Raw genomic sequence first — 18,244 nt, 5'->3', positions numbered from 1 at the left:
CGAAAGGCGTGTGGCGCAGCTAAATTACTACGCCAGCTCCCCTATTCTCTGCACTCGTTCGGCTACTTGTTGCATCAGCCACAGGGGGGTGCTGGTGGCACCGCATATGCCCACCTTTTCGGCTCCTGCCAGCCATTCCTCGTCTACTTCTGCCTCGTTTTCGATGAAATAGCTGCGCGGGTTCACCGCATTCACTACCGAGAACAGGGCCTTGCCATTGGAACTCTTCCGCCCGCTCACAAACAGCACCACGTCGTACTCAGCGGCAAACTTGTTGAGTGCCGGCTCGCGGTTGCTCACCTGCCGGCAAATGCTGTCGTTGGCGTCGAAGCTGTCCAGCTCGCCGCCAGCGGCGGCAATACGAGCTTCCATCAGGGCCTTCATCTTGTAGAAGCCGGCCGTGCTTTTGGTGGTTTGGCTGAACAGCGTGACCGGGCGGGCAAAGTCAATCTGGTCCAGGTCGGCCTCGTTCATCACAATAATGGCGCGGTTGCCGGTCTGGCCGGTGAGGCCCGCAACTTCGGCGTGGCCGGGCTGGCCGTAAATCACAATCTGGCCGCTTTGGCGCTGGCTCAGGTCGAAGGCGTGCTTCACGCGGTTTTGCAGCTTGAGCACCACCGGGCAGCTGGCGTCAATTAGCTCCAGGTTGTTTTGCAGGGCCAGCTGGTACGTTTCGGGCGGCTCGCCGTGGGCCCGAATGAGCACCTTGCAGTTGTGCAGATTGGCCAATTGCTCCCGGTCGATGATGCGCAGGCCCTGCTGGTGCAGGCGCTCTACCTCCATGCGGTTGTGCACGATATCGCCCAGACAGTAGAGCTGCTGACCATGGGCCAATTCGTCTTCAGCCATTTGAATGGCGAATTCTACGCCAAAACAGTAGCCGGAATTTTTATCTATCGTGACGTTCATGCTGGGAGTATAACACGGCGCGGCGCCATGGGGTTCGCCGGGACAAAGGTACGGCCTTGCCGCAGCGCACTTAGCAAAAACTTGGCCCTATTTCCCGCATGGATGAGCTTACAAGCCGCATCATCCTTTGGCAGAACCTCCCCGCTATGCTTTTAAACCCACCTAGACGTGTGGCGCAAACAGCGCGGCCGATACCCGCTCCAGCACAAAATCAACCTGCTCATCTATCACGAGGTGAGTAGTATCGAGCAACACCGCATCGGGGGCGCGGCGCAGGGGGCTTTCGGCACGGGTCGAGTCCAGGTGGTCGCGCTTGCGCAGGTTCTCGATGATGTCGTCGAGGGCTACTTGTTCGCCGTTGTCGGCCAGCTCAATCTGGCGGCGCTGGGCCCGCACCACCACGTCGGCGGTCATGAAGACCTTTACCTCGGCGTCGGGGAATACGGTGGTGCCAATGTCGCGGCCGTCCATTACCACGCCGCGCCTGCGGCCCATGCGTTGCTGCTGGGCCACCATGGCGTGCCGCACCATGGGAATCACCGACACCTCGCTCACGGAATTGGAAATAACCATCTGGCGGATGTCGTCCTCACGGTTCACGCCGTCCAGAAATACTTCGTTGCGGCCCGTGCGCCGGTTGCGGCGGAAGCTAATCTGCAAGGTGTGCAGGGCCTGCTCCACGCGGGGTAAATCGTCGAAGGCAATCTGGTGCTCGAGCAGGTACAGCGTCACGGCGCGGTACATGGCCCCGGTGTCGACGTAGGCATAATGCAGGGCCGAAGCCACAGCTTTCGCAGTAGTGCTTTTCCCGCAGGAAGAGTAACCATCAATGGCGATAACGAGTTGTTTCATAACGACGCGGGCGGCCATTGGCCCCGCAAGATTACGAAATCCAAGCCTTACGTGCGGCGGGTGGGGTCTTCAAGCGGGCTGGAACCGACGCGAAAAAAGCCGCTACCGACGCGCTTTCTCCCTCATTCAGTTGCGCATCGACCAAATGAAAGGGGTTGAAAAAAAATCTTCCGCCTAGGCCCACTCCCGTCGTACCATCGCGGCCGGTGCCCCATTCGCCCCGGTACACCTGCACCAGGCACTGCCCCAAGAAGCAACCCAGCGCCATGATGACGCCTTCCCGCTCGGCTGCGCCCAGGATGCTGCGCTGCGCTTCAATAAAGTTGGCCAGGTGGGCCACGGCTTCGGCATTGAAAGCCTTCAGATTTAGCTGCGCACGCACTTGTTCGGCGGCAGCTTCAATGGAATCGAGGGGGGCAGGGGTTGCGTCGTTCATCGTTCTAAGGCTGTGTTATAGATGGGGCACTTTGGTATAGCCACTTGTATTCGTCACTAATTGTTTTTCTAAATTTTGTGAACAGCGCCGAGCTTTCCCTTTTTTTTCGGCCAACGGCCAGCGTTTGCTCGCTCAACAGCCGCCTCCCGCCAGCGAATGCCCTGGCTGCTCCCAACTCAGATTATGCGTCGAGAAAAGAGCCAGCTATCACTATCTGTTTAGCAATTAAGGACGCTGCCAGCACCTATTCATATCGATTGCGCTGCTACAATAGCACACTCTTATTCATGCATCAGCAGGCGCTTAGGAGCTACGCGGCAGCATCAGTGGCCTTTGGGAGCCTCAACCGCCTACCGGTCGCAAGGGCACGGCACTGCTTTTCCGCTTTTGTGATTTTTATACCAGCTGGTTTTCTTCTGCTGCGCAGTGCGGCGGGCGCAGCTGCTCAGGGTGCTGGCCCCAAAAACGAGCAGCACCAGCAGCAGCACCAGAGACGACAGGAATTTACTCATGACGGGTATTTTACTCAAAGTTAAGGTTCTTTGCCGGCTGAGCCGCTCGGCTCGTCACTACTATTCGCTTCCCGCATGCCCTCCGCTGATTTTTCGCTCCTTGCCAACGTCGTCGACATCTTTGCTCGTTCCATACAGCCCGCCACCATTGAGGTAGTGGGCGGCCGCATTGCCAGCATTACGCCCACGGGCGCCACCGCACCCGACGCGGCCCTCCCCTACGCCCTGCCCGGCTTCGTCGACGCCCACGTGCACGTGGAAAGCTCGCTGCTGGTGCCCACCGAGTTTGCCCGCCTAGCGGTAACGCACGGCACAGTAGCCACCGTATCGGACCCCCACGAAATCGGCAACGTGCTGGGCGTGGCCGGGGTGGAATTCATGCTGGAAAATGCCAGTCACTCGCCGTTCAAGTTCTGCTTTGGGGCGCCCAGCTGCGTGCCGGCTACGCCATTTGAAACCGCCGGCGCCGAAATCACGGCCGCCGACATTGCCCGGCTGTTCGAAAACCCCAAAATCGGCTACCTGGCCGAGATGATGAACTGGCCCGGCGTGCTGCACCGCGACGCCGACGTGATGGCTAAAATTGCCATTGCCCAAGCCGCCGGCCGCCCTGTCGATGGCCACGCTCCCGGCCTGCGCGCCAGCGATGCCGCCCACTACGCCAGCGCCGGCATCAGCACCGACCACGAATGCTTCACTGCCGAAGAAGCCCGCGACAAGCTGGCCGTGGGCATGAAAATTCTCATCCGCGAAGGCTCAGCCGCCCGCAACTTCGACGCCCTCATCGAGCTGCTGCCTGAGCACTACGCCAACCTAATGTTTTGCTCCGACGACAAGCACCCCGACACGCTGGTGCTTGGCCACATCAACCAGCTGGTGCAGCGCGCCGTGGCCCTCGGCAACGACGTATTCCACGTCCTGCGCGTGGCCTGCATCAATCCCGTGAAGCATTACAACCTACCCGTGGGCCTGCTGGAAAAAGGCGACCCGGCCGACTTCATCACCGTACGCAACCTGCGGGATTTCGAGGTAATACAAACCTACCTGAATGGCGAGCTGGTGGCCGAAAACGGGCAGTCGCGGCTACCGGCCGCGCCCATCGCCGTAGTCAATAACTTCCACGCCCAGCCCGTGCAGGCCGAGGATTTTCAGCTGCCTGCTACCGGCTCCGGGCGGCCCACGCTCCGCGTTATTCAGTGCTTCGACGGCCAGCTGATTACAGCGCGGGTCGACGTTCCGGCCCAGGTGGCGGGCGGCCTGGTAGTGCCCGAAGTAGCCACTGACGTGCTCAAGCTGGCGGTCATCAACCGCTACCAGCCGCAGGTGGCGCCGGCCCTAGCTTTCATCCGTGGGTTTGGCCTGAAGCACGGCGCTCTAGCCAGCAGTGTCGGCCACGACTCGCACAACATCACGGCCGTGGGCTGCGACGATGCCAGCTTGGCGCGGGCTGTCAACCTAGTGATTGCGGCCAAAGGCGGCCTGGCTGCAGTAGGCGCCGACGGCCAGGAAATTCTGGTGCCGCTGCCCGTGGCCGGCCTTATGTCGGACCAGGACGGGCCCGCCGTAGCCAGCGCCTATGCCGCTGTCGATGCGCTGGCCAAGCAGTTGGGCTCGCCGCTGGGCGCCCCGTTTATGACGCTGTCGTTCATGGCCCTGCTGGTGATTCCCAGCTTAAAGTTGAGTGATAAAGGCCTGTTCGATGGCCAGCAGTTCGCCTTCGTAGACGCTGTAGCGTAAGCGTGACCTGTCGGTTTTTACTGCCAAAAAGCAATTTTTGACGGCTCTGTTACGTACTAAGTCGCCGCCCCCAGCGGGCGGTTCGTGCTGGTACTAGGCCCGGCTTCGCTTAACATTATCTGACTCTATGCTTTCGCTTTTCTCACCACGGTTTCGGCGTGTGCTGCCGGGGCTGGCCCTGCGGGGCACTGGCCCGGTCCTGCTGCTGGCGCTTGCCCTGGCGCAGCCGGCCGCTGCGCAGAAGTACCGCACCGCTGCCGGCCTCCGAGCTGGCGGCAGCAGCTACGGCCTCACCATACAGCAACTGGTGCTGCCCAAAACCACGCTGGAAGGCTTGGCCATGTTCTCGACTCGCGAGCGGAGCGCCACCGTGCTGGCCGAGCGTCACTTCGGCATTCTCGGCCCCAGCCTGAACTACTACTTCGGAGCTGGCGCGCACGTAGGCAACCACAAGGACGACGGCGCTTTTTGGGGATTTGACGGCATAGTGGGTGCCGAATACAAAATCGCCTTCGTGCCCATTGTGCTTTCCCTCGACTTCAAGCCTACCATCGAGTTTGGGTCGGGCGATTGGAACCGATTCCCAACGGCGTTTTCAGTCCGGTATATCCTTGTTAAGCAAAAAAACGAAGGAATCAGAGGAGTTTTTGACAGAATTAAGACCAAAATAAAAGGCCGCGACTCGGATTGAGTGGTGGCCTTTTGGCTGGGCCTACGTACGAAGATGCCTCCAAAAGTGCCGGGGGCTAAAATTCTGCCATAACCGCTTTCCCAGAATTGTGCGCGCTTTTTCTGGCCCAAAGCGCTGCATTGGGCACTGGGGCGACATGGGCCGCGGTGGCTATAAGCACAGCCTTTGTCGTAAGCAAATAGACCCCTGCCTCGCAATCTTACCAAGGGCGGCTTTCGTCTAGACGGCATGACCGCCATGGGTCAAGCAGCTTTTTCCTTGAGTTATCGGTTTGAGAGCAGGCGGCCGTAGGCAAACGCTATCGGCTAGCTTGTCCACAGTGCTGCCTACCTTTTGACCACTCCTTCACCACCTTACCGAAACGCTTTCGTATGAGCACACCGCCGAACACCTTCTCCTTTGGCATGATTGGCCTGGGTACCATGGGCCGCAACCTGCTGCTGAATCTCGCTGACCACGATTTTGCCGTGGCCGGCTACGACAAGGACGCCGAAAAAATCCAGTTGCTGGCCGAGGAAGGAGCCGGCAAACCCGTGCAGGGCTTCACCGACATTGCCGCATTTGTGCAGCAACTGCACACGCCGCGGTCCATTATGCTGCTGGTGCCCGCGGGCCGCATAGTCGACAGCGTGATTGAGGAGTTGCTGCCCTTGCTCTCGCCCGGCGATATCCTTATCGACGGCGGCAACTCCTACTTCACCGACACCACCCGCCGCGCGGCCGAGCTGGCCGAGGCCGGCTTCCACTTTTTCGGCATGGGCATTTCGGGCGGCGAAGAAGGCGCCCGCTTCGGACCCAGCATGATGCCTGGCGGCGACAAGCATGCCTACGCCGTGGTGCAGCCCATGTTCGAAGCCATTGCAGCCCGCGCCGACGACGGCCAGCCCTGCGTGACCTACATCGGCCCGGGCGCGGCCGGGCACTTCGTAAAAATGGTGCACAACGGCATCGAATACGGCCTGATGCAGCTCATTGCCGAAACCTATGAGTTGATGAAGCGCGGCTTGGGAATGGACAATGCCGCCATTGGCCAAGTGTTCACCAACTGGAACAGCGGCCGGCTGCAGTCCTTCTTAATCGACATCACCAAGGACATTTTTGCCTTCCGCGCGCCCGGCACCGACCATTTGCTGCTCGACGACATCAAAGACGAGGCCCGTTCCAAGGGCACCGGCAAGTGGACTTCGCAGGTGGCTATGGACCTGGAGGTGCCCGTGCCCACCATCGACACGGCCGTGGCCCTGCGCAACCTTTCGAAGGCCAAAGCCCTGCGCGAGCAGCTGGCCACGCTCTACGGCCCGGCGCCCATCCCACTGGCTTCCGACCCGGAAGCTTTCCTGACCAGCCTGGAGGAAGCATTCTTCTTCAGCATGGTCATCACCTACGCCCAGGGCATGCAGATGCTGGCGAAGGCCTCCGAGGAGTATGCCTACAACCTGCAGCTGGCCGACATCGCCAAAATATGGCGGGGCGGCTGCATTATTCGCTCCCGCTTTCTTAATGACATTTTCAATGCCTTTCAGCAGGCCCCCGGACTGGAGCATTTGCTGCTCGATGAGCAGGTGCGCCAGCAGGTGAGCCAGGCCGTGCCCGGCGCGCGCACAGTGGTGGCGGCAGCCACGGCGGCCGGACTGGCCATGCCGGCCTACGCGGCTTCGCTGAGCTATTTTGATAGCTTGCGCAGCGCACGCATGCCTTCTAATCTGATTCAGGCGCAGCGCGACTACTTCGGGGCTCACACCTACGAGTTGATTGGCCACGAAGGCGTGTTTCACTCGCAGTGGACCGCCACCCACGAAGATGCGGCCAACAAGAGCACTACCACGCAGCCTGGGCCAACTGCCCCTATCGAGAAGCCCGTTATTCCGAACAAGTAGGCCGCCCGCCGCTTGGTTACATTCTGCAAAACCCGTCTGCTCATGAGCAATACCAAAAAAATACCGCCGACCATCTTCGTGATTTTCGGCGGCACCGGCGACTTAAATGCCCGCAAGCTGGCCCCGGCCCTTTATCACCTCTTTCTCGGCGGCTGGCTGCCCGAGCAGTTTGCCCTCATCTGCTCGGGTCGCAGCGAGCTGTCAGATGAAAAGTTTCGGGAGCGGATGCTGGACGGCATCAACAAGTTTTCGCGCACCGGCAAAGCTGCTAAAGCCGAGTGGGACAAGTTTTCGGAACACATTGTGTACCAGACGGCCGATGTCAACAACGAGGCCAGCTACAAAGCATTTAGCAAGCGTATTGCCGCTTACGAGCAGGAGTGGAAGGTCCAGGCCAATATTATCCACTACCTGGCCGTGGCACCGGAATTTTTCTCCATTATCGCTTCGAATCTGGCCAAAAACCATCTGGCCGACGACACCGCCCGCACGCGCATTGTGGTAGAAAAGCCTTTTGGCCACGATCTGGAATCCTCGCGTGAGCTAAACCGCCTGCTGGCTGAGATTTTCGACGAGTGCCAGATATACCGCATCGACCATTACCTGGGCAAGGAAACGGTGCAGAACATCATGGCCTTCCGCTTTGCCAATGCCCTGCTCGAACCGCTGTGGAACCGCAACTACATCGAGCACGTGCAGATTTCGGTAACCGAACAGCTCGGCGTGGGCGACCGCAGCGGCTACTACGACGGCGCTGGCGCCATGCGCGACATGATTCAGAACCACCTGCTGCAGCTGCTGTGCCTGGTGGCCATGGAACCGCCCGTCAATTTCACGGCCGACGAAGTGCGCAACCGCAAGGTGGACGTGCTGCGCGCCATGCGCCGGTTTTCCGCCGAAGACGTGCGGGAATCCGCCGTGCGCGGGCAATATGGCTCCGGCTGGATGGAAGGGCAGCAAGTGCCCGGCTACCGCGAGGAAGAGGGCGCCAACCCCCAATCGAACACGGAAACCTTCGCCGCCGTGAAGTTTTTCGTGGACAACTGGCGTTGGCAGGGCGTGCCGTTCTACGTGCGCACCGGCAAACGCATGCACCGCTCGGCGTCCATCATTTCCATTCAGTTTAAGGACACGCCGCACAACATTTTTCCGCCCGAAACGGCCGAAAGCTGGCAGCAAAACCGCCTCATCATCAGCATTCAGCCCGAAATGAGCATCCGGCTGCAGGTGCAGGCCAAGCGCCCCGGCCTCGACATGATGCTCAACACCGTGGACATGGTGTTTGACTACAAAGGCACCTACACCAGCGAGGCCCCCGAAGCCTACGAAACGCTACTGCTCGACACCATGCTCGGCGACCAGACACTCTTCATGCGCGGCGACCAAGTAGAGGCGGCCTGGGACCTCATCATGCCCATCCTAAAATCGTGGGAAGGCCGCACCAGCCAGAGCTTCCCCAACTACTCGGCCGACTCGTGGGGCCCGGAGCTGGCCGAGGCCCTCATTGCCCGCGACAGCTTCCATTGGTTCACGCTTCCCCTCAACGGTAACAAATAGCCATGCCGGTTCACATTCACCCCACCGCCGACGAAGCGCTGCACCACTTGGCCCGTTACTTCTGTGAGCTAGCCGGCCAGGCCATTGCGGCACGGGGCCGGTTTGTGGTGGCGCTGTCGGGCGGTAGCTCCCCCCGCAAGCTTTACGAATTGCTGGCCTCGACTGCCTTCCGCGACAGCGTGAGCTGGGGGCAGGTATACTTTTTCTTCGGTGATGAGCGCCACGTGCCGCACACCGACGCCGAGAGCAACTACCTGATGGCTAAAACGGCGCTGCTGGCTCCGCTGGGCATTTTGCCCGAACAAGTATTTGCCGTCGATACTTCGTTGCCCCCCGCAGCGGCAGCACAGGCCTACACCCGCAGCCTGGAGCAGTTTTTTTCCGGCGATGGCACCCAATTTGACCTGGTCTTGCTCGGCCTTGGCGATGATGCACATACGGCTTCGCTTTTTCCGCACACGCCCGTGCTGCAGGAAACCCAAGCGGGCGCCCGGGAGGTATTTCTAGCAGACAAGCAGGTATACCGCATAACGCTGACCGCCCCCCTGCTAAACCAAGCTCGGGCCGTGGTTTTCCTGGTGTACGGCGCTGGCAAATCAACTGCCGTTGAGCGCGTGCTGAACGGAGCGCATGACCCTGCACGCTTCCCCGCTCAGCTCATAGCACCCGTCGGCGAGCTGCATTGGTTTCTGGATGAGGCAGCAGCTTCTCTCCTTCCCGACGCCTGATTTTCCGGAGCAGCCAACCCGCTACGGTAGTGCCCTGAAGCTCGCGGCAGCTACTGGCTCTGCTCCGGGCTGGTGCACAAATACTTCGGTTTCGTGGGCTATAATAGCTGCTTGTGCCAGCCCCAGAAACAAGCCGTGCTCCACAATGCCAGGAATGACCTGCAGGCGGAAGGCGAGCTGTTCGGGGTCCGGCACGGCTCCAAAGTGGCAATCCACTAGGAAGTTGTTTTGGTCGGAGCGCGCTGCTTCGGTGGGGTCGTTTTTCATGAGCCGCAGCACCGGGGCTCCACCCAAGGCTGCCACGGCATCCAGCACCCAAGGCAGCGCAAAAGGCACCACTTCCAAGGGCAAAGGGAACCGGCCCAACTGCGGCACCACTTTCGATGAGTCGGCTACGATGAGCAGGTAGTCGGAAGCGGTGGCCAGCACCTTTTCACGAAGCAACGCCCCGCCTCCACCCTTCACCAGCCTCAGATGCGCGTCGAGCTCATCGGCGCCGTCCACTGTGAGGTCGAAGCGCAGCCCGCGCCTTGGCTCGACAAGGGGAATGCCGGCTTGCCGGGCCAAGGTTTCGCTGGCCAGAGATGTGGCCGTGGCCTGCACCTGCAAGTCGCCCCGGCGGATAAATTCACCCAGCGCGGCGATGAAAAAAGCGGCGGTGCTGCCACTGCCCAGCCCCACCAACATGCCATTGCGCACCCAGCGTAGCGCTGTCCGGGCTGCTAGTTTCTTTTCCTGTTCCGGCTGGGTTGTTTGTGGAGGCGTAGTCATGTGGCGAAGGGCTGAGTGCAGTAAAAATAGGTCAGTTAGATAAGCGCATAAAAAAAGCCCCGACCACTTGGCCGGAGCTTCTTCTAAACTTGAGCAAACTCGAAACGCTACCTGGTTTGGAATCAGATGCCGCCTTGCTCGCCAGATGCCAGCGCTTACTGAAAGCGCTTCTCCAGCAGTTTGCGCATTTTTTCCTCGGTGAGAGGCTTGGTCAGGTATTCTACGTTGGGGTACTTCGCCACGCGGGCCGTGTCGGCGCCGTGCATGGAGGTGGTAAGCACAGCCATCACCGTCTTGTCCTGCACGGGCTGAGGCAGAGCATTGTACAGCTCCAGGAATTCGAAACCGGAGATGCCGGGCATCTTCAAGTCCACAAATACCAAGTCGGGTGCGGGTGTCGGGCTGTCGCCCGTAGTGTCACCCCACAGCTGCTCAAACGCCTCATCGGCGCGAGAGAAGGTGCTTACGTGGTCGGCAACTGCCAAACGACCCAACAGGCGATTGTTTAGAAAGCTGGTGGTTTCGTTATCGTCTACCAGTACAATGTGATTCAAATTAGCAGACATGTATAGTAAGTGATTTCTAGCTTATACGAAGATAGCAACCTTGGCGCACTCCCACAATAGTCGAGCCGCTTATAACCAGCCCTGTGCCCGCATCCAGTCGTCGTTGTAGATTTTTCCGAGGTAGCGCGTGCCGTGGTCGGGCAGCACAATCACCATGGTATCGTCTTCCTTCAAGTGCTCGCGGGCGTACTCCAGGGCGCCGTATACAGCCGAGCCGCACGACCAGCCCACAAACAAGCCTTCTTCTTTGGCCAAGCGGCGCGTCATGACGGCGGCGTCCTGGTCGGTCACTTTTATGAATAAGTCAATCAAATCGAAATTTACATTCTTGGGCAGAATGTCTTCGCCGATGCCTTCGGTCTTGTAAGGATAAATTTCGTTCTCGTCGAAAATTCCGGTCTCCTTGTATTTCTTAAACACCGAGCCATAGGTGTCGAGACCGATAGTAACCACGGCGGGGTTCTGCTCCTTCAGGTACTTGCTGGCGCCGCAGATGGTGCCGCCGGTGCCCACGCCACAGGCGTAGTGCGTGATTTGGCCCTCGGTACCGTTCCAGATTTCGGGGCCGGTGCTGTCGTAGTGCGCAGCGGCGTTCGAGAGATTGTCGTACTGATTGGGGTAAAAAGAGTTGGGGGTTTCCTGGTTGAGGCGGCGCGCTACGGAGTAGTAGCTGCGCGGGTCGTCCGGGGCCACGTCGACGGGGCACACCACTACCTCGGCGCCCACGGCGCGAAGGATGTCCTGCTTTTCCTTGCTCTGCTTGTCGCTCATGACAAACACCGTTTTGTAGCCTTTGGCAATGGCGGCCAGGGCCAGGCCCATGCCGGTGTTGCCGCTGGTGCCCTCGATGATGGTGCCGCCGGGCTGAATGAGACCCGCCTTCTCGGCATCCTCAATCATGCGGATGGCCATGCGGTCTTTCACCGAATTGCCGGGGTTGAAATACTCTACTTTGGCTAAAATAGTACCTTTGATACCGTCGGTTACCTTGTTGAGCTTAACGAGTGGAGTATGGCCAACGGCCTCGATGACGTGGTTAAAATACATTGAAAGTGGTGGGTGGGGCTAGGTCTTATTAAGGGGCAAAGGTACGAATTCCGGCGGGGAGGCACGGACAAACCATGTGCTTATTGGCATTGCACGGCCTGCTGCTTCGTCTCTTCCCGGGAGCAGCGGGCCGCGCAGTATCCTATGATTTTGCAGCTCTACTAATACTCAGGACCCACAATCAGTTCCCCGACCCGGCTTCTCATCCGCCCATATTTGGCAAAGGGCGCAGCGCTTGGGTTTGCTCAATAAAAATAAAGGCGTCGTAGCGTTGCGGCAGGTTGGTGGGCACATAATTGCCGCTTTCGCTTGCGGGGTTGTACACCACGCCGATGGCCCGGTTGCCGCGGCGTTGGGTCAACTGGTCGTTGCCGCGCCAGGAGTCTAAGAGAAACAGGTTGTTGCCAGGCCGCTGCTCATGAATGACAGCCTCCCAGGAGCCGCTTTGAGCAGCGGGCACGGGCATGGTTGTCACGGGTCCGCCCCACCGCGGAGCCGCCGTCACGGTGCCGGCATAGGTACCAAAGCCCACGATATACACGCCCGCCGATGCATGTTGTTCGCGCATGAGCTGGCCCACATTCACCTCGCCGCGGTTGGCCATATCGGTGTGGCGGGCATCGCCCACGTGGGTGTTGTGCTCCCACACGGCAATCTTGGCAGTTGGTCCATGGAAGGCCATCAGCCGGTTTATGGTCTCGGCCATGTGCTGGTCGCGGATGTTCCAGGAGGTGGTGCTGCTGCGCACGGCCGCGCGATTGTAGCGTTCGGCGTTCACGGCGACCAAGGCATTTTGTTCGGCATTGAAAGCGCCTTCGTGGCCGGGTGGCAAGGTTTTCATGCGGTTGCGCACGGCAGCGAGCACATTGGCCACTGCCTCGGCGCAGCTGGCGCCACCCATGGTGGCCCGGCCGTAGGCCTCGTCGCTTTGGTTATAGGGGCCAAGGCAGTCCAGGGCGGCATCAACGGCCTGGCGCGTGGCCGGGTCAGCCTCCGGAAAATCAGTGCGAATGCTTTGCAGCGACTCCCAGAGACTATAAACGTCGAGGCCGTAGAAGCCTACTTTACGGGCCGCCGGCTGGGTGCTGTTATACGTCCGCAGCCATTCGGCCAGTTCGGCAATTTCGGTGTTTGCCCACATCCAGGTGGGCCAGCGTTTGAGGCGCTGCAGCACAGCCGTGGCCGAAGCGCCATTGTTGGCCCCTTTCACGTAGCGGTTAAGCTCGTACATATCCGGCCAGTCGCCCTCTACCCCAATCAGGTTATAGCCCTTCTCCTGAATCAGGCGCTTGGTGATGGCGCTACGCCAGGTATAAAACTCGGCGGTGCCGTGCGAGGCTTCGCCCAGCAGGGCGTAGCGGGCCGGGCCCAGCTGGTTGAGCAGGGGGTCGAGGTCCTTGGGCGTTTCCAGGCGCGACACGCCCTGCTCGGGAATGGTTATTGCGCTGTTTGGGAAGGCGTCGCTGTTTTTATTGGTACAACTGGTGAAGAACACGCACCAGCTTAGTAGCAAGGCGAAAGGAAAGTGTTTCACTGCTGATATCTCCTGACAAAATAGATGAGGTAAAGTGAGGCAGCCGGTACTGCGGTCCCATTGGCACAGTAGCACATCCCAGGGTATGGCCGGTGTCCGCCAGGCTGGCCGCTTTGCGTTTGCACGTTCGTGAGGGTGCTCGAAATGGAAGCACAGCAACCAACAGTCGATATGAAAAACGATTCCCTGCGCGCAAGGATTCGCAGCACCCGCCCAATTCAGTAGTAATACCGTTGTCCGGCCATCTGGCGCACTCCTCAGTCTTTCAACGTAGACGTGCCTTGCCGCGCCCCTAAAAAGCCCTACTTTTGCAGCACCATTGCCCGTCCGGGCTTCCCTTCTCACTCCATCAATTTCCCAAAAAACACCTACGAATGAGCGTTCTGGTTAATAAAAACTCCAAGGTTATCGTGCAGGGCTTTACGGGCTCCGAAGGTTCGTTCCATGCCCAGCAGATGATGGACTACGGCACCAATGTGGTGGGCGGCGTAACGCCCGGCAAAGGCGGTTCTGAGCACCTGGGCCGTCCCGTATTCAACACCGTGGCCGAAGCCGTGGAGAAAGCCGGCGCCGATACCAGCATCATTTTCGTGCCCCCGGCTTTCGCCGCCGACGCCATCATGGAGGCGGCCGATGCCGGCATCAAAGTCATCATCACCATCACCGAAGGCATCCCTACGAAGGACATGATTGCCGTTAAGCACTACCTGAAAGACCGGGAAGGCGTTACGATGATTGGGCCCAACTGCCCCGGCGTAATGACCGCCGGCGAGTGCAAAGTGGGCATCATGCCCGGCTTCATTTTCACCAAAGGCAAAATCGGCATCGTGTCCAAGTCGGGTACCCTGACCTACGAAGCCGTTGACCAGCTCACCAAAGCCGGCCTGGGCCAGACCACGGCCATCGGCATCGGCGGCGACCCCATCATCGGCACCACCACCAAGCAGGCGGTTGAGCTGTTGATGAATGACCCCGAGACCGAAGGCATCGTGATGATAGGCGAAATCGGTGGCGGCATGGAAGCCGAAGCCGCTCGTTGGATTAAGGAAACCGGCAACAAGAAGCCCGTGGTAGGCTTCATCGCCGGCCAGACGGCCCCTCCCGGCCGCCGCATGGGCCACGCCGGTGCCATCGTAGGCGGCGCCGACGACACGGCGGCTGCGAAAATGGCCATCATGCGCGAGTGCGGCATCCACGTCGTGGATTCGCCCGCTGAGATTGGCGATACCATGCTCCGCGTATTGGGCGGCAAGTAAGCCTTTTTCAAACTTATAGCTATATTTGAGTCCCGGCTTTGGCCGGGACTTTTTTATTTAGTAGTATTCTCTTTTTTTATGCAGGTCATCGCACGCTATGGCTGGGTAGCCATTATTTTACTACTGGTTTCTTGCAAGAAAGAAATTGAAAAAATTGTGGTGAGTGACCGTGACCGCGAGTACAGTTGGGTCTTGGCGGAACCCTTCGTAGGTCTTTACAACATCGTTTTAGGCATCGGCAAGGGTACCGATAGGCTTTATCTGCAACAACCAGGGGCTTTTACTACGGTGATGTTGAACCAAAGCAGGCCCCGCTTTCGGGAAGGTCCATTAGTTTTCGTCCCTACCGACGTAAATGTGCGCTTGCCCATTGGGCCGGATTTTTTTGTCACGTACGGCGACACGACAGTGACTATTATCCCAACCCAAAGCCCGGTATCCTCTCAATCCTACCATACGATTCGGCTGAAACGGCTCGACCAACGGGCGCAACTGGTACCAAAGGGGAACCGCACGTATTTTAAGATGGGAGCCATCAATGCCAACCGCTACCTTTTGTTCACCTACCTTACCGACAGCTTTTTCCTAGACAGCCAAATGCATCTGGTGCTGGCGCAGGTGCCTACTTACGATGGTTATGGGATTCCGTCGCGGCCCATGCTTACACCTCGTGTTATCACCATTCCCGTCGTCGGCTTACCCATTTATCCGTCTTACCCTCTCTTGATTACCGCCATCGACAATTACTTTTTGGTTGATTGCGGCAGCCAGGGCGTGTACCGAGTTGAACAGAACGGCACCTATCGCCAGGTCTTGAACCAGGTGCACCGCGTGGAAACGTTTTACAAATGGCAGGGCCGGGTATATGCCCACACGGCCAACGACCAACTGGGCATTTCCAACGATGACGGCCTGACTTGGCAGTTTGCCTCGGGCATTCCGTCTCTACTGCGCAACAACACCATGCATCCGGTGGGCGACAGCCTCGTGGGCATACGTCACGGCGCGGGCAATGACTATTTATTTACCCTTAAAATGAGCAATACCGGGACCGGCTACCGGGCTCGCCTGCTTAAACGTGACGGCCTAGAAAAGCTTGAGCTGAACAGCTTGGAGACTTGGCGCGACACGGTGTATCTAGCGACCAGTGGTGGGTTGTTTAAAAAGTCAGTTAAGACCTTTTTCGAAGACCAGCCAAAATAGCGCAGGCTAGCGGTGCTGCCCGCCGTCCAGTTCAGGGGAGCCCAGTGGCACCTACCTAATTCAGAACCGATTGCACCTGAAGGCTGACTATTCCCGGCCTTGCGGATGATAATCGTGCCAGAAGCCAATTAATTACTCTATTCCTTAACTAATCCGGCCGCCGCATGGGCCACGCCGGTGCCATCGTAGGCGGCGCCGACGACACGGCTGCCGCTAAAATGGCCATCATGCGCGAGTGCGGCATCCACGTAGTGGATTCGCCCGCTGAGATTGGCGACACCATGCTGCGTGTGCTGGGCGGCAAGTAAGCCATTTTAGCTAACTGGCCTTTTGGTAAGAGTTCTTGCTAACTATACATAATGAGTCGCTGTCAATTGTTGGCAGCGACTCATTTCGTTTATAACGCTCGTGATTTGACTGGCTTCACGCCGATTTGCATGGAATAGTTACAGTTGAGCAATAGCTTTGTATCCATTGCTTTTACGATTTACTTATTTCTCTTAGTATTTCTACATTAATGTCTTATCGGGTCAACTTTATGCTCTTGCTGGCCACTATTGGCATGCTTAGCGCTTGCAAAAAAGAGGGTGAAATCCAGCTCAAGGAAGTAGATAAAACCTATAGCTGGACAGAAGTCAAGCAGCTGTTTGGTCTCAGCAAAGTGGTGCTGGGAACAGCCAAGGATGCTGGTTCACTCTACCTGCAAACGCCAGGGCTGTTGGGACGGGTGTCGCCAGGAGCGGCTAACCGACGCTATTTTGAAAACGTGAGTTTGGTAGGCTGGCTTCCTTATGATGTAAATGTAAAAGTCCCTATCGCGGCCAATCTGTATGCCTGGCCGGCAGGAGATACCATAATAGTGGTCACTCCAATGGCCGAACCTAGCAGTAGCCAGTATAGTGATTACATCCACCTACGGAAGCTAGACCCGCAAGCTAGTACGGTGTACAATACTACCGTCAGGTCAAGTACAGCAGGAGACTATCAGGTGGGAGCTATCAACCAAAATGATTACCTGCTCGTGGCTTATCGTCGGACCACAACTGGTCCCGCCGACCCTCCTATGCGCCTGATGCTAGCTCACGTGACCAAAAACAGTTTTCGAGGGCTTAAAGCGCAGGCTCAAGTACTGAGTTTTCCTGCCATCCCGGTCACCACTAGTTTTCCTTATGTATACCGCATAGTGGCCATCGATGATTATTTCCTAGTTGGTCACTCCGAACGTGGCATCTATAAAGTCAAGCAGGACGGCTCCATCCGGTTGGTAAGTAACCAAACTGGTTATTGGACCATATATAAGTACCAAGGGAAAATTTACGCCTATACATCCGATGGCAATAACAGCGTGCTGATATCTACCGACGAGGGCGAAACCTGGACTAAATTCTCGGGCATCCCCTCCTACTTCCTCAGCAGCAGCATGCACGTTATTGGTGACAGCCTAGTTGGCTACGTCCGCCCATTCAATCAGTTATATACCTTACGCTGGAACAACGCCACTGGAAAAGTCCGAGAGCTTAAGAATGACGGGCTGCGCGAAACCAGCATTACCGGCATTGAATTGCTACGCGACACGGTATACATTGGCACCACCAGCGGCTTATTTAAACGGCCGCTCAAAAACTTCTTCGAGAGTAAGCCATAATGCCGGCTGTACTTAGCGCTAAAAGCCTCCCCAAGCCTTGTTTAAAACCGGGCTTGGGGAGGCTTTGCCAATGGCGGGCTACTCGCCCATGAATCCCTTGGGGTCCAGATTAACGACAATGCCTATCTGGAAGACCGAGTTAGCGGCCTTGAGAAACTTGTTGTTCCGGAAGCCAAAAATCTGGCCGCTCATTATCTGCAGTTGCACGGGACCCGCAATCTGGGTGCGGGTGAAGGTGATGGGCTCAAAAAACACGTTGTTTTCACCGGGCGCGGCTAGGCCGTCGATGCGGAAGTTATTGAGCTGCATGTAGCTCATGCGCAGGGCGGCGCCGTAGGTCAGGGGGAAATCGTGTTTGAACAGGCGGAGGTTGTCACTTTTTTTGCGGGCGTAGTTTACCTGGGCAAATACTTTGGACAGGCTGCCGTCCAGCGTGCGGGTGGTAACCTTCTCGGCGTCGCGCTCGACGCGCTGGGTGCTGCCGCCCCCAGCTCCAACGTAAACTTCCAGCACGCGCTTGTCGGGCAGGCGGGTGAAATAGCCTACGCTGAGCTCGCCAAAACCGATGTTTTCTGTCTTACGGGTTCGGTCACGATTGAGCGATGAAAACGTGCCCGCAACGCCCAAATGCTCCGTGACGGCGTAGGCGCCCTGCAAGGCAAAATTATTTTGCAGGTTGGTACTGATAGAGCCGTAGGCTTCGCCCTGGTGCGTTAGCAGCGGCGCGTGGGGCGGCGGCGGGAAATACAGCGAGGCACAGCTGGTGAGGCCGGTTAAAAAAGGCAAATAGGCAAAGCGCAACAGGTGCTTCATGGGATATAGCAAAGCAAGAAAAAGGCAAAACAACGCCTGAAACGGCAATTTCGTGTTTTCGCCGGACTTTCCCGCTTATTTCTGGATGAGCTTGGCGGTAGAAGGCCAAG

The 18,244-nt window shown here is 58.2% G+C and carries 16 protein-coding genes and 2 pseudogenes; 9 read left to right on the top strand and 9 right to left on the bottom strand.

Annotated elements, in window-relative coordinates; all coding sequences use genetic code 11:
- Positions 1-27: 27 nt before the first annotated feature.
- The 4 genes from BMZ66_RS15520 to BMZ66_RS25580 all read right to left on the bottom strand — a co-directional run bounded on the left by BMZ66_RS15520 (position 28) and on the right by BMZ66_RS25580 (position 2,709).
- Positions 28-909, bottom strand: a complete 882-nt coding sequence (locus tag BMZ66_RS15520) for a 4-hydroxy-3-methylbut-2-enyl diphosphate reductase (RefSeq protein ID WP_092675538.1) — start codon at positions 907-909, stop codon at positions 28-30.
- A 162-nt stretch (positions 910-1,071) separates the two neighbouring features.
- Positions 1,072-1,761, bottom strand: coding sequence for a (d)CMP kinase (gene cmk / locus BMZ66_RS15515; protein WP_092676148.1), 690 nt, complete (start codon positions 1,759-1,761; stop codon positions 1,072-1,074).
- Between the two features lie 31 nt (positions 1,762-1,792).
- Positions 1,793-2,197 (bottom strand): hypothetical protein, encoded by a 405-nt coding sequence (locus tag BMZ66_RS15510; RefSeq protein ID WP_092675535.1) that lies wholly within the window; start codon positions 2,195-2,197, stop codon positions 1,793-1,795.
- Positions 2,198-2,547: 350 nt separating this feature from the next.
- Positions 2,548-2,709 carry a hypothetical protein gene (locus BMZ66_RS25580; RefSeq protein WP_177204756.1) on the bottom strand — a complete coding sequence of 54 codons (162 nt, stop codon included), beginning with the start codon at positions 2,707-2,709 and terminating at the stop codon, positions 2,548-2,550.
- Between the two features lie 75 nt (positions 2,710-2,784).
- Here BMZ66_RS25580 and ade point away from each other — a divergent pair, with 75 nt between their 5' ends.
- From ade to pgl, 5 genes are all read left to right on the top strand, one after another.
- Positions 2,785-4,446, top strand: a complete 1,662-nt coding sequence (gene ade, locus BMZ66_RS15505; RefSeq protein ID WP_092675532.1) for an adenine deaminase — start codon at positions 2,785-2,787, stop codon at positions 4,444-4,446.
- Positions 4,447-4,573: 127 nt separating this feature from the next.
- On the top strand, positions 4,574-5,137 hold the full coding sequence (locus tag BMZ66_RS15500; protein ID WP_143080236.1) for a hypothetical protein: 564 nt from the start codon (positions 4,574-4,576) through the stop codon (positions 5,135-5,137).
- A 371-nt stretch (positions 5,138-5,508) separates the two neighbouring features.
- On the top strand, positions 5,509-7,014 hold the full coding sequence (gene gnd, locus BMZ66_RS15495) for an NADP-dependent phosphogluconate dehydrogenase (RefSeq protein ID WP_092675526.1): 1,506 nt from the start codon (positions 5,509-5,511) through the stop codon (positions 7,012-7,014).
- 42 nt (positions 7,015-7,056) lie between these two features.
- Positions 7,057-8,571, top strand: a complete 1,515-nt coding sequence (gene zwf / locus BMZ66_RS15490) for a glucose-6-phosphate dehydrogenase (protein WP_092675523.1) — start codon at positions 7,057-7,059, stop codon at positions 8,569-8,571.
- Positions 8,572-8,573: 2 nt separating this feature from the next.
- Positions 8,574-9,299 (top strand): 6-phosphogluconolactonase, encoded by a 726-nt coding sequence (pgl, locus tag BMZ66_RS15485; RefSeq protein ID WP_092675520.1) that lies wholly within the window; start codon positions 8,574-8,576, stop codon positions 9,297-9,299.
- Between the two features lie 21 nt (positions 9,300-9,320).
- Here the strand turns inward: pgl and rpiA are convergent, their stop codons facing one another.
- The 4 genes and pseudogenes from rpiA to BMZ66_RS15465 form a co-directional block, all read right to left on the bottom strand.
- Entirely contained in the window at positions 9,321-10,070 is a 750-nt protein-coding gene (gene rpiA, locus BMZ66_RS15480) for a ribose-5-phosphate isomerase RpiA (protein WP_092675517.1), read from the bottom strand.
- Positions 10,071-10,225: 155 nt separating this feature from the next.
- Positions 10,226-10,636 (bottom strand): response regulator, encoded by a 411-nt coding sequence (locus BMZ66_RS15475; protein ID WP_092675514.1) that lies wholly within the window; start codon positions 10,634-10,636, stop codon positions 10,226-10,228.
- A 72-nt stretch (positions 10,637-10,708) separates the two neighbouring features.
- Positions 10,709-11,683 (bottom strand): annotated as a pseudogene (locus BMZ66_RS15470) (PLP-dependent cysteine synthase family protein); the annotation flags it as partial.
- A gap of 202 nt (positions 11,684-11,885) precedes the next feature.
- Positions 11,886-13,217: an erythromycin esterase family protein gene (locus BMZ66_RS15465; protein WP_234795115.1), complete on the bottom strand. Its 1,332-nt coding sequence runs from the start codon at positions 13,215-13,217 to the stop codon at positions 11,886-11,888.
- 374 nt (positions 13,218-13,591) lie between these two features.
- Between BMZ66_RS15465 and sucD the strand changes: the two genes are divergently transcribed.
- The 4 genes and pseudogenes from sucD to BMZ66_RS15450 all read left to right on the top strand — a co-directional run bounded on the left by sucD (position 13,592) and on the right by BMZ66_RS15450 (position 17,321).
- Positions 13,592-14,473 (top strand): succinate--CoA ligase subunit alpha, encoded by an 882-nt coding sequence (sucD, locus tag BMZ66_RS15460; protein ID WP_092675508.1) that lies wholly within the window; start codon positions 13,592-13,594, stop codon positions 14,471-14,473.
- Positions 14,474-14,551: 78 nt separating this feature from the next.
- Positions 14,552-15,676 (top strand): hypothetical protein, encoded by a 1,125-nt coding sequence (locus tag BMZ66_RS15455; protein WP_092675503.1) that lies wholly within the window; start codon positions 14,552-14,554, stop codon positions 15,674-15,676.
- A 155-nt stretch (positions 15,677-15,831) separates the two neighbouring features.
- Positions 15,832-15,984, top strand: a pseudogene (locus BMZ66_RS25175) (succinate--CoA ligase subunit alpha); the annotation flags it as partial.
- A 209-nt stretch (positions 15,985-16,193) separates the two neighbouring features.
- Positions 16,194-17,321 carry a hypothetical protein gene (locus BMZ66_RS15450; RefSeq protein ID WP_092675499.1) on the top strand — a complete coding sequence of 376 codons (1,128 nt, stop codon included), beginning with the start codon at positions 16,194-16,196 and terminating at the stop codon, positions 17,319-17,321.
- A 78-nt stretch (positions 17,322-17,399) separates the two neighbouring features.
- On the opposite strand, the gene BMZ66_RS15445 is transcribed toward BMZ66_RS15450, so the two are convergent.
- A complete protein-coding gene (locus BMZ66_RS15445) occupies positions 17,400-18,134 on the bottom strand; it encodes a hypothetical protein (protein ID WP_092675495.1) in 735 nt (244 codons plus the stop codon).
- Between the last annotated feature and the right edge of the window lie 110 nt (positions 18,135-18,244).

It is taken from the genome of Hymenobacter arizonensis (assembly GCF_900115775.1).
In the GTDB taxonomy this organism is placed as follows: Bacteria; Bacteroidota; Bacteroidia; order Cytophagales; family Hymenobacteraceae; genus Hymenobacter; species Hymenobacter arizonensis.
This window is presented reverse-complemented; position numbering and strand designations above follow the sequence as displayed.

Bases quoted from the DNA above. Each gene is read 5' to 3' on its own strand.
- BMZ66_RS15455 (WP_092675503.1), top strand. From the start codon at position 14,552: ATGCAGGTCATCGCACGCTATGGCTGGGTAGCCATTATTTTACTACTG.
- rpiA (WP_092675517.1), bottom strand. From the start codon at position 10,070: ATGACTACGCCTCCACAAACAACCCAGCCGGAACAGGAAAAGAAACTA.
- BMZ66_RS15500 (WP_143080236.1), top strand. From the start codon at position 4,574: ATGCTTTCGCTTTTCTCACCACGGTTTCGGCGTGTGCTGCCGGGGCTG.
- sucD (WP_092675508.1), top strand. From the start codon at position 13,592: ATGAGCGTTCTGGTTAATAAAAACTCCAAGGTTATCGTGCAGGGCTTT.
- BMZ66_RS25580 (WP_177204756.1), bottom strand. From the start codon at position 2,709: ATGAGTAAATTCCTGTCGTCTCTGGTGCTGCTGCTGGTGCTGCTCGTT.
- zwf (WP_092675523.1), top strand. From the start codon at position 7,057: ATGAGCAATACCAAAAAAATACCGCCGACCATCTTCGTGATTTTCGGC.
- gnd (WP_092675526.1), top strand. From the start codon at position 5,509: ATGAGCACACCGCCGAACACCTTCTCCTTTGGCATGATTGGCCTGGGT.
- BMZ66_RS15445 (WP_092675495.1), bottom strand. From the start codon at position 18,134: ATGAAGCACCTGTTGCGCTTTGCCTATTTGCCTTTTTTAACCGGCCTC.
- BMZ66_RS15450 (WP_092675499.1), top strand. From the start codon at position 16,194: ATGTCTTATCGGGTCAACTTTATGCTCTTGCTGGCCACTATTGGCATG.
- cmk (WP_092676148.1), bottom strand. From the start codon at position 1,761: ATGAAACAACTCGTTATCGCCATTGATGGTTACTCTTCCTGCGGGAAA.
- BMZ66_RS15520 (WP_092675538.1), bottom strand. From the start codon at position 909: ATGAACGTCACGATAGATAAAAATTCCGGCTACTGTTTTGGCGTAGAA.
- BMZ66_RS15510 (WP_092675535.1), bottom strand. From the start codon at position 2,197: ATGAACGACGCAACCCCTGCCCCCCTCGATTCCATTGAAGCTGCCGCC.
- BMZ66_RS15475 (WP_092675514.1), bottom strand. From the start codon at position 10,636: ATGTCTGCTAATTTGAATCACATTGTACTGGTAGACGATAACGAAACC.
- ade (WP_092675532.1), top strand. From the start codon at position 2,785: ATGCCCTCCGCTGATTTTTCGCTCCTTGCCAACGTCGTCGACATCTTT.
- pgl (WP_092675520.1), top strand. From the start codon at position 8,574: ATGCCGGTTCACATTCACCCCACCGCCGACGAAGCGCTGCACCACTTG.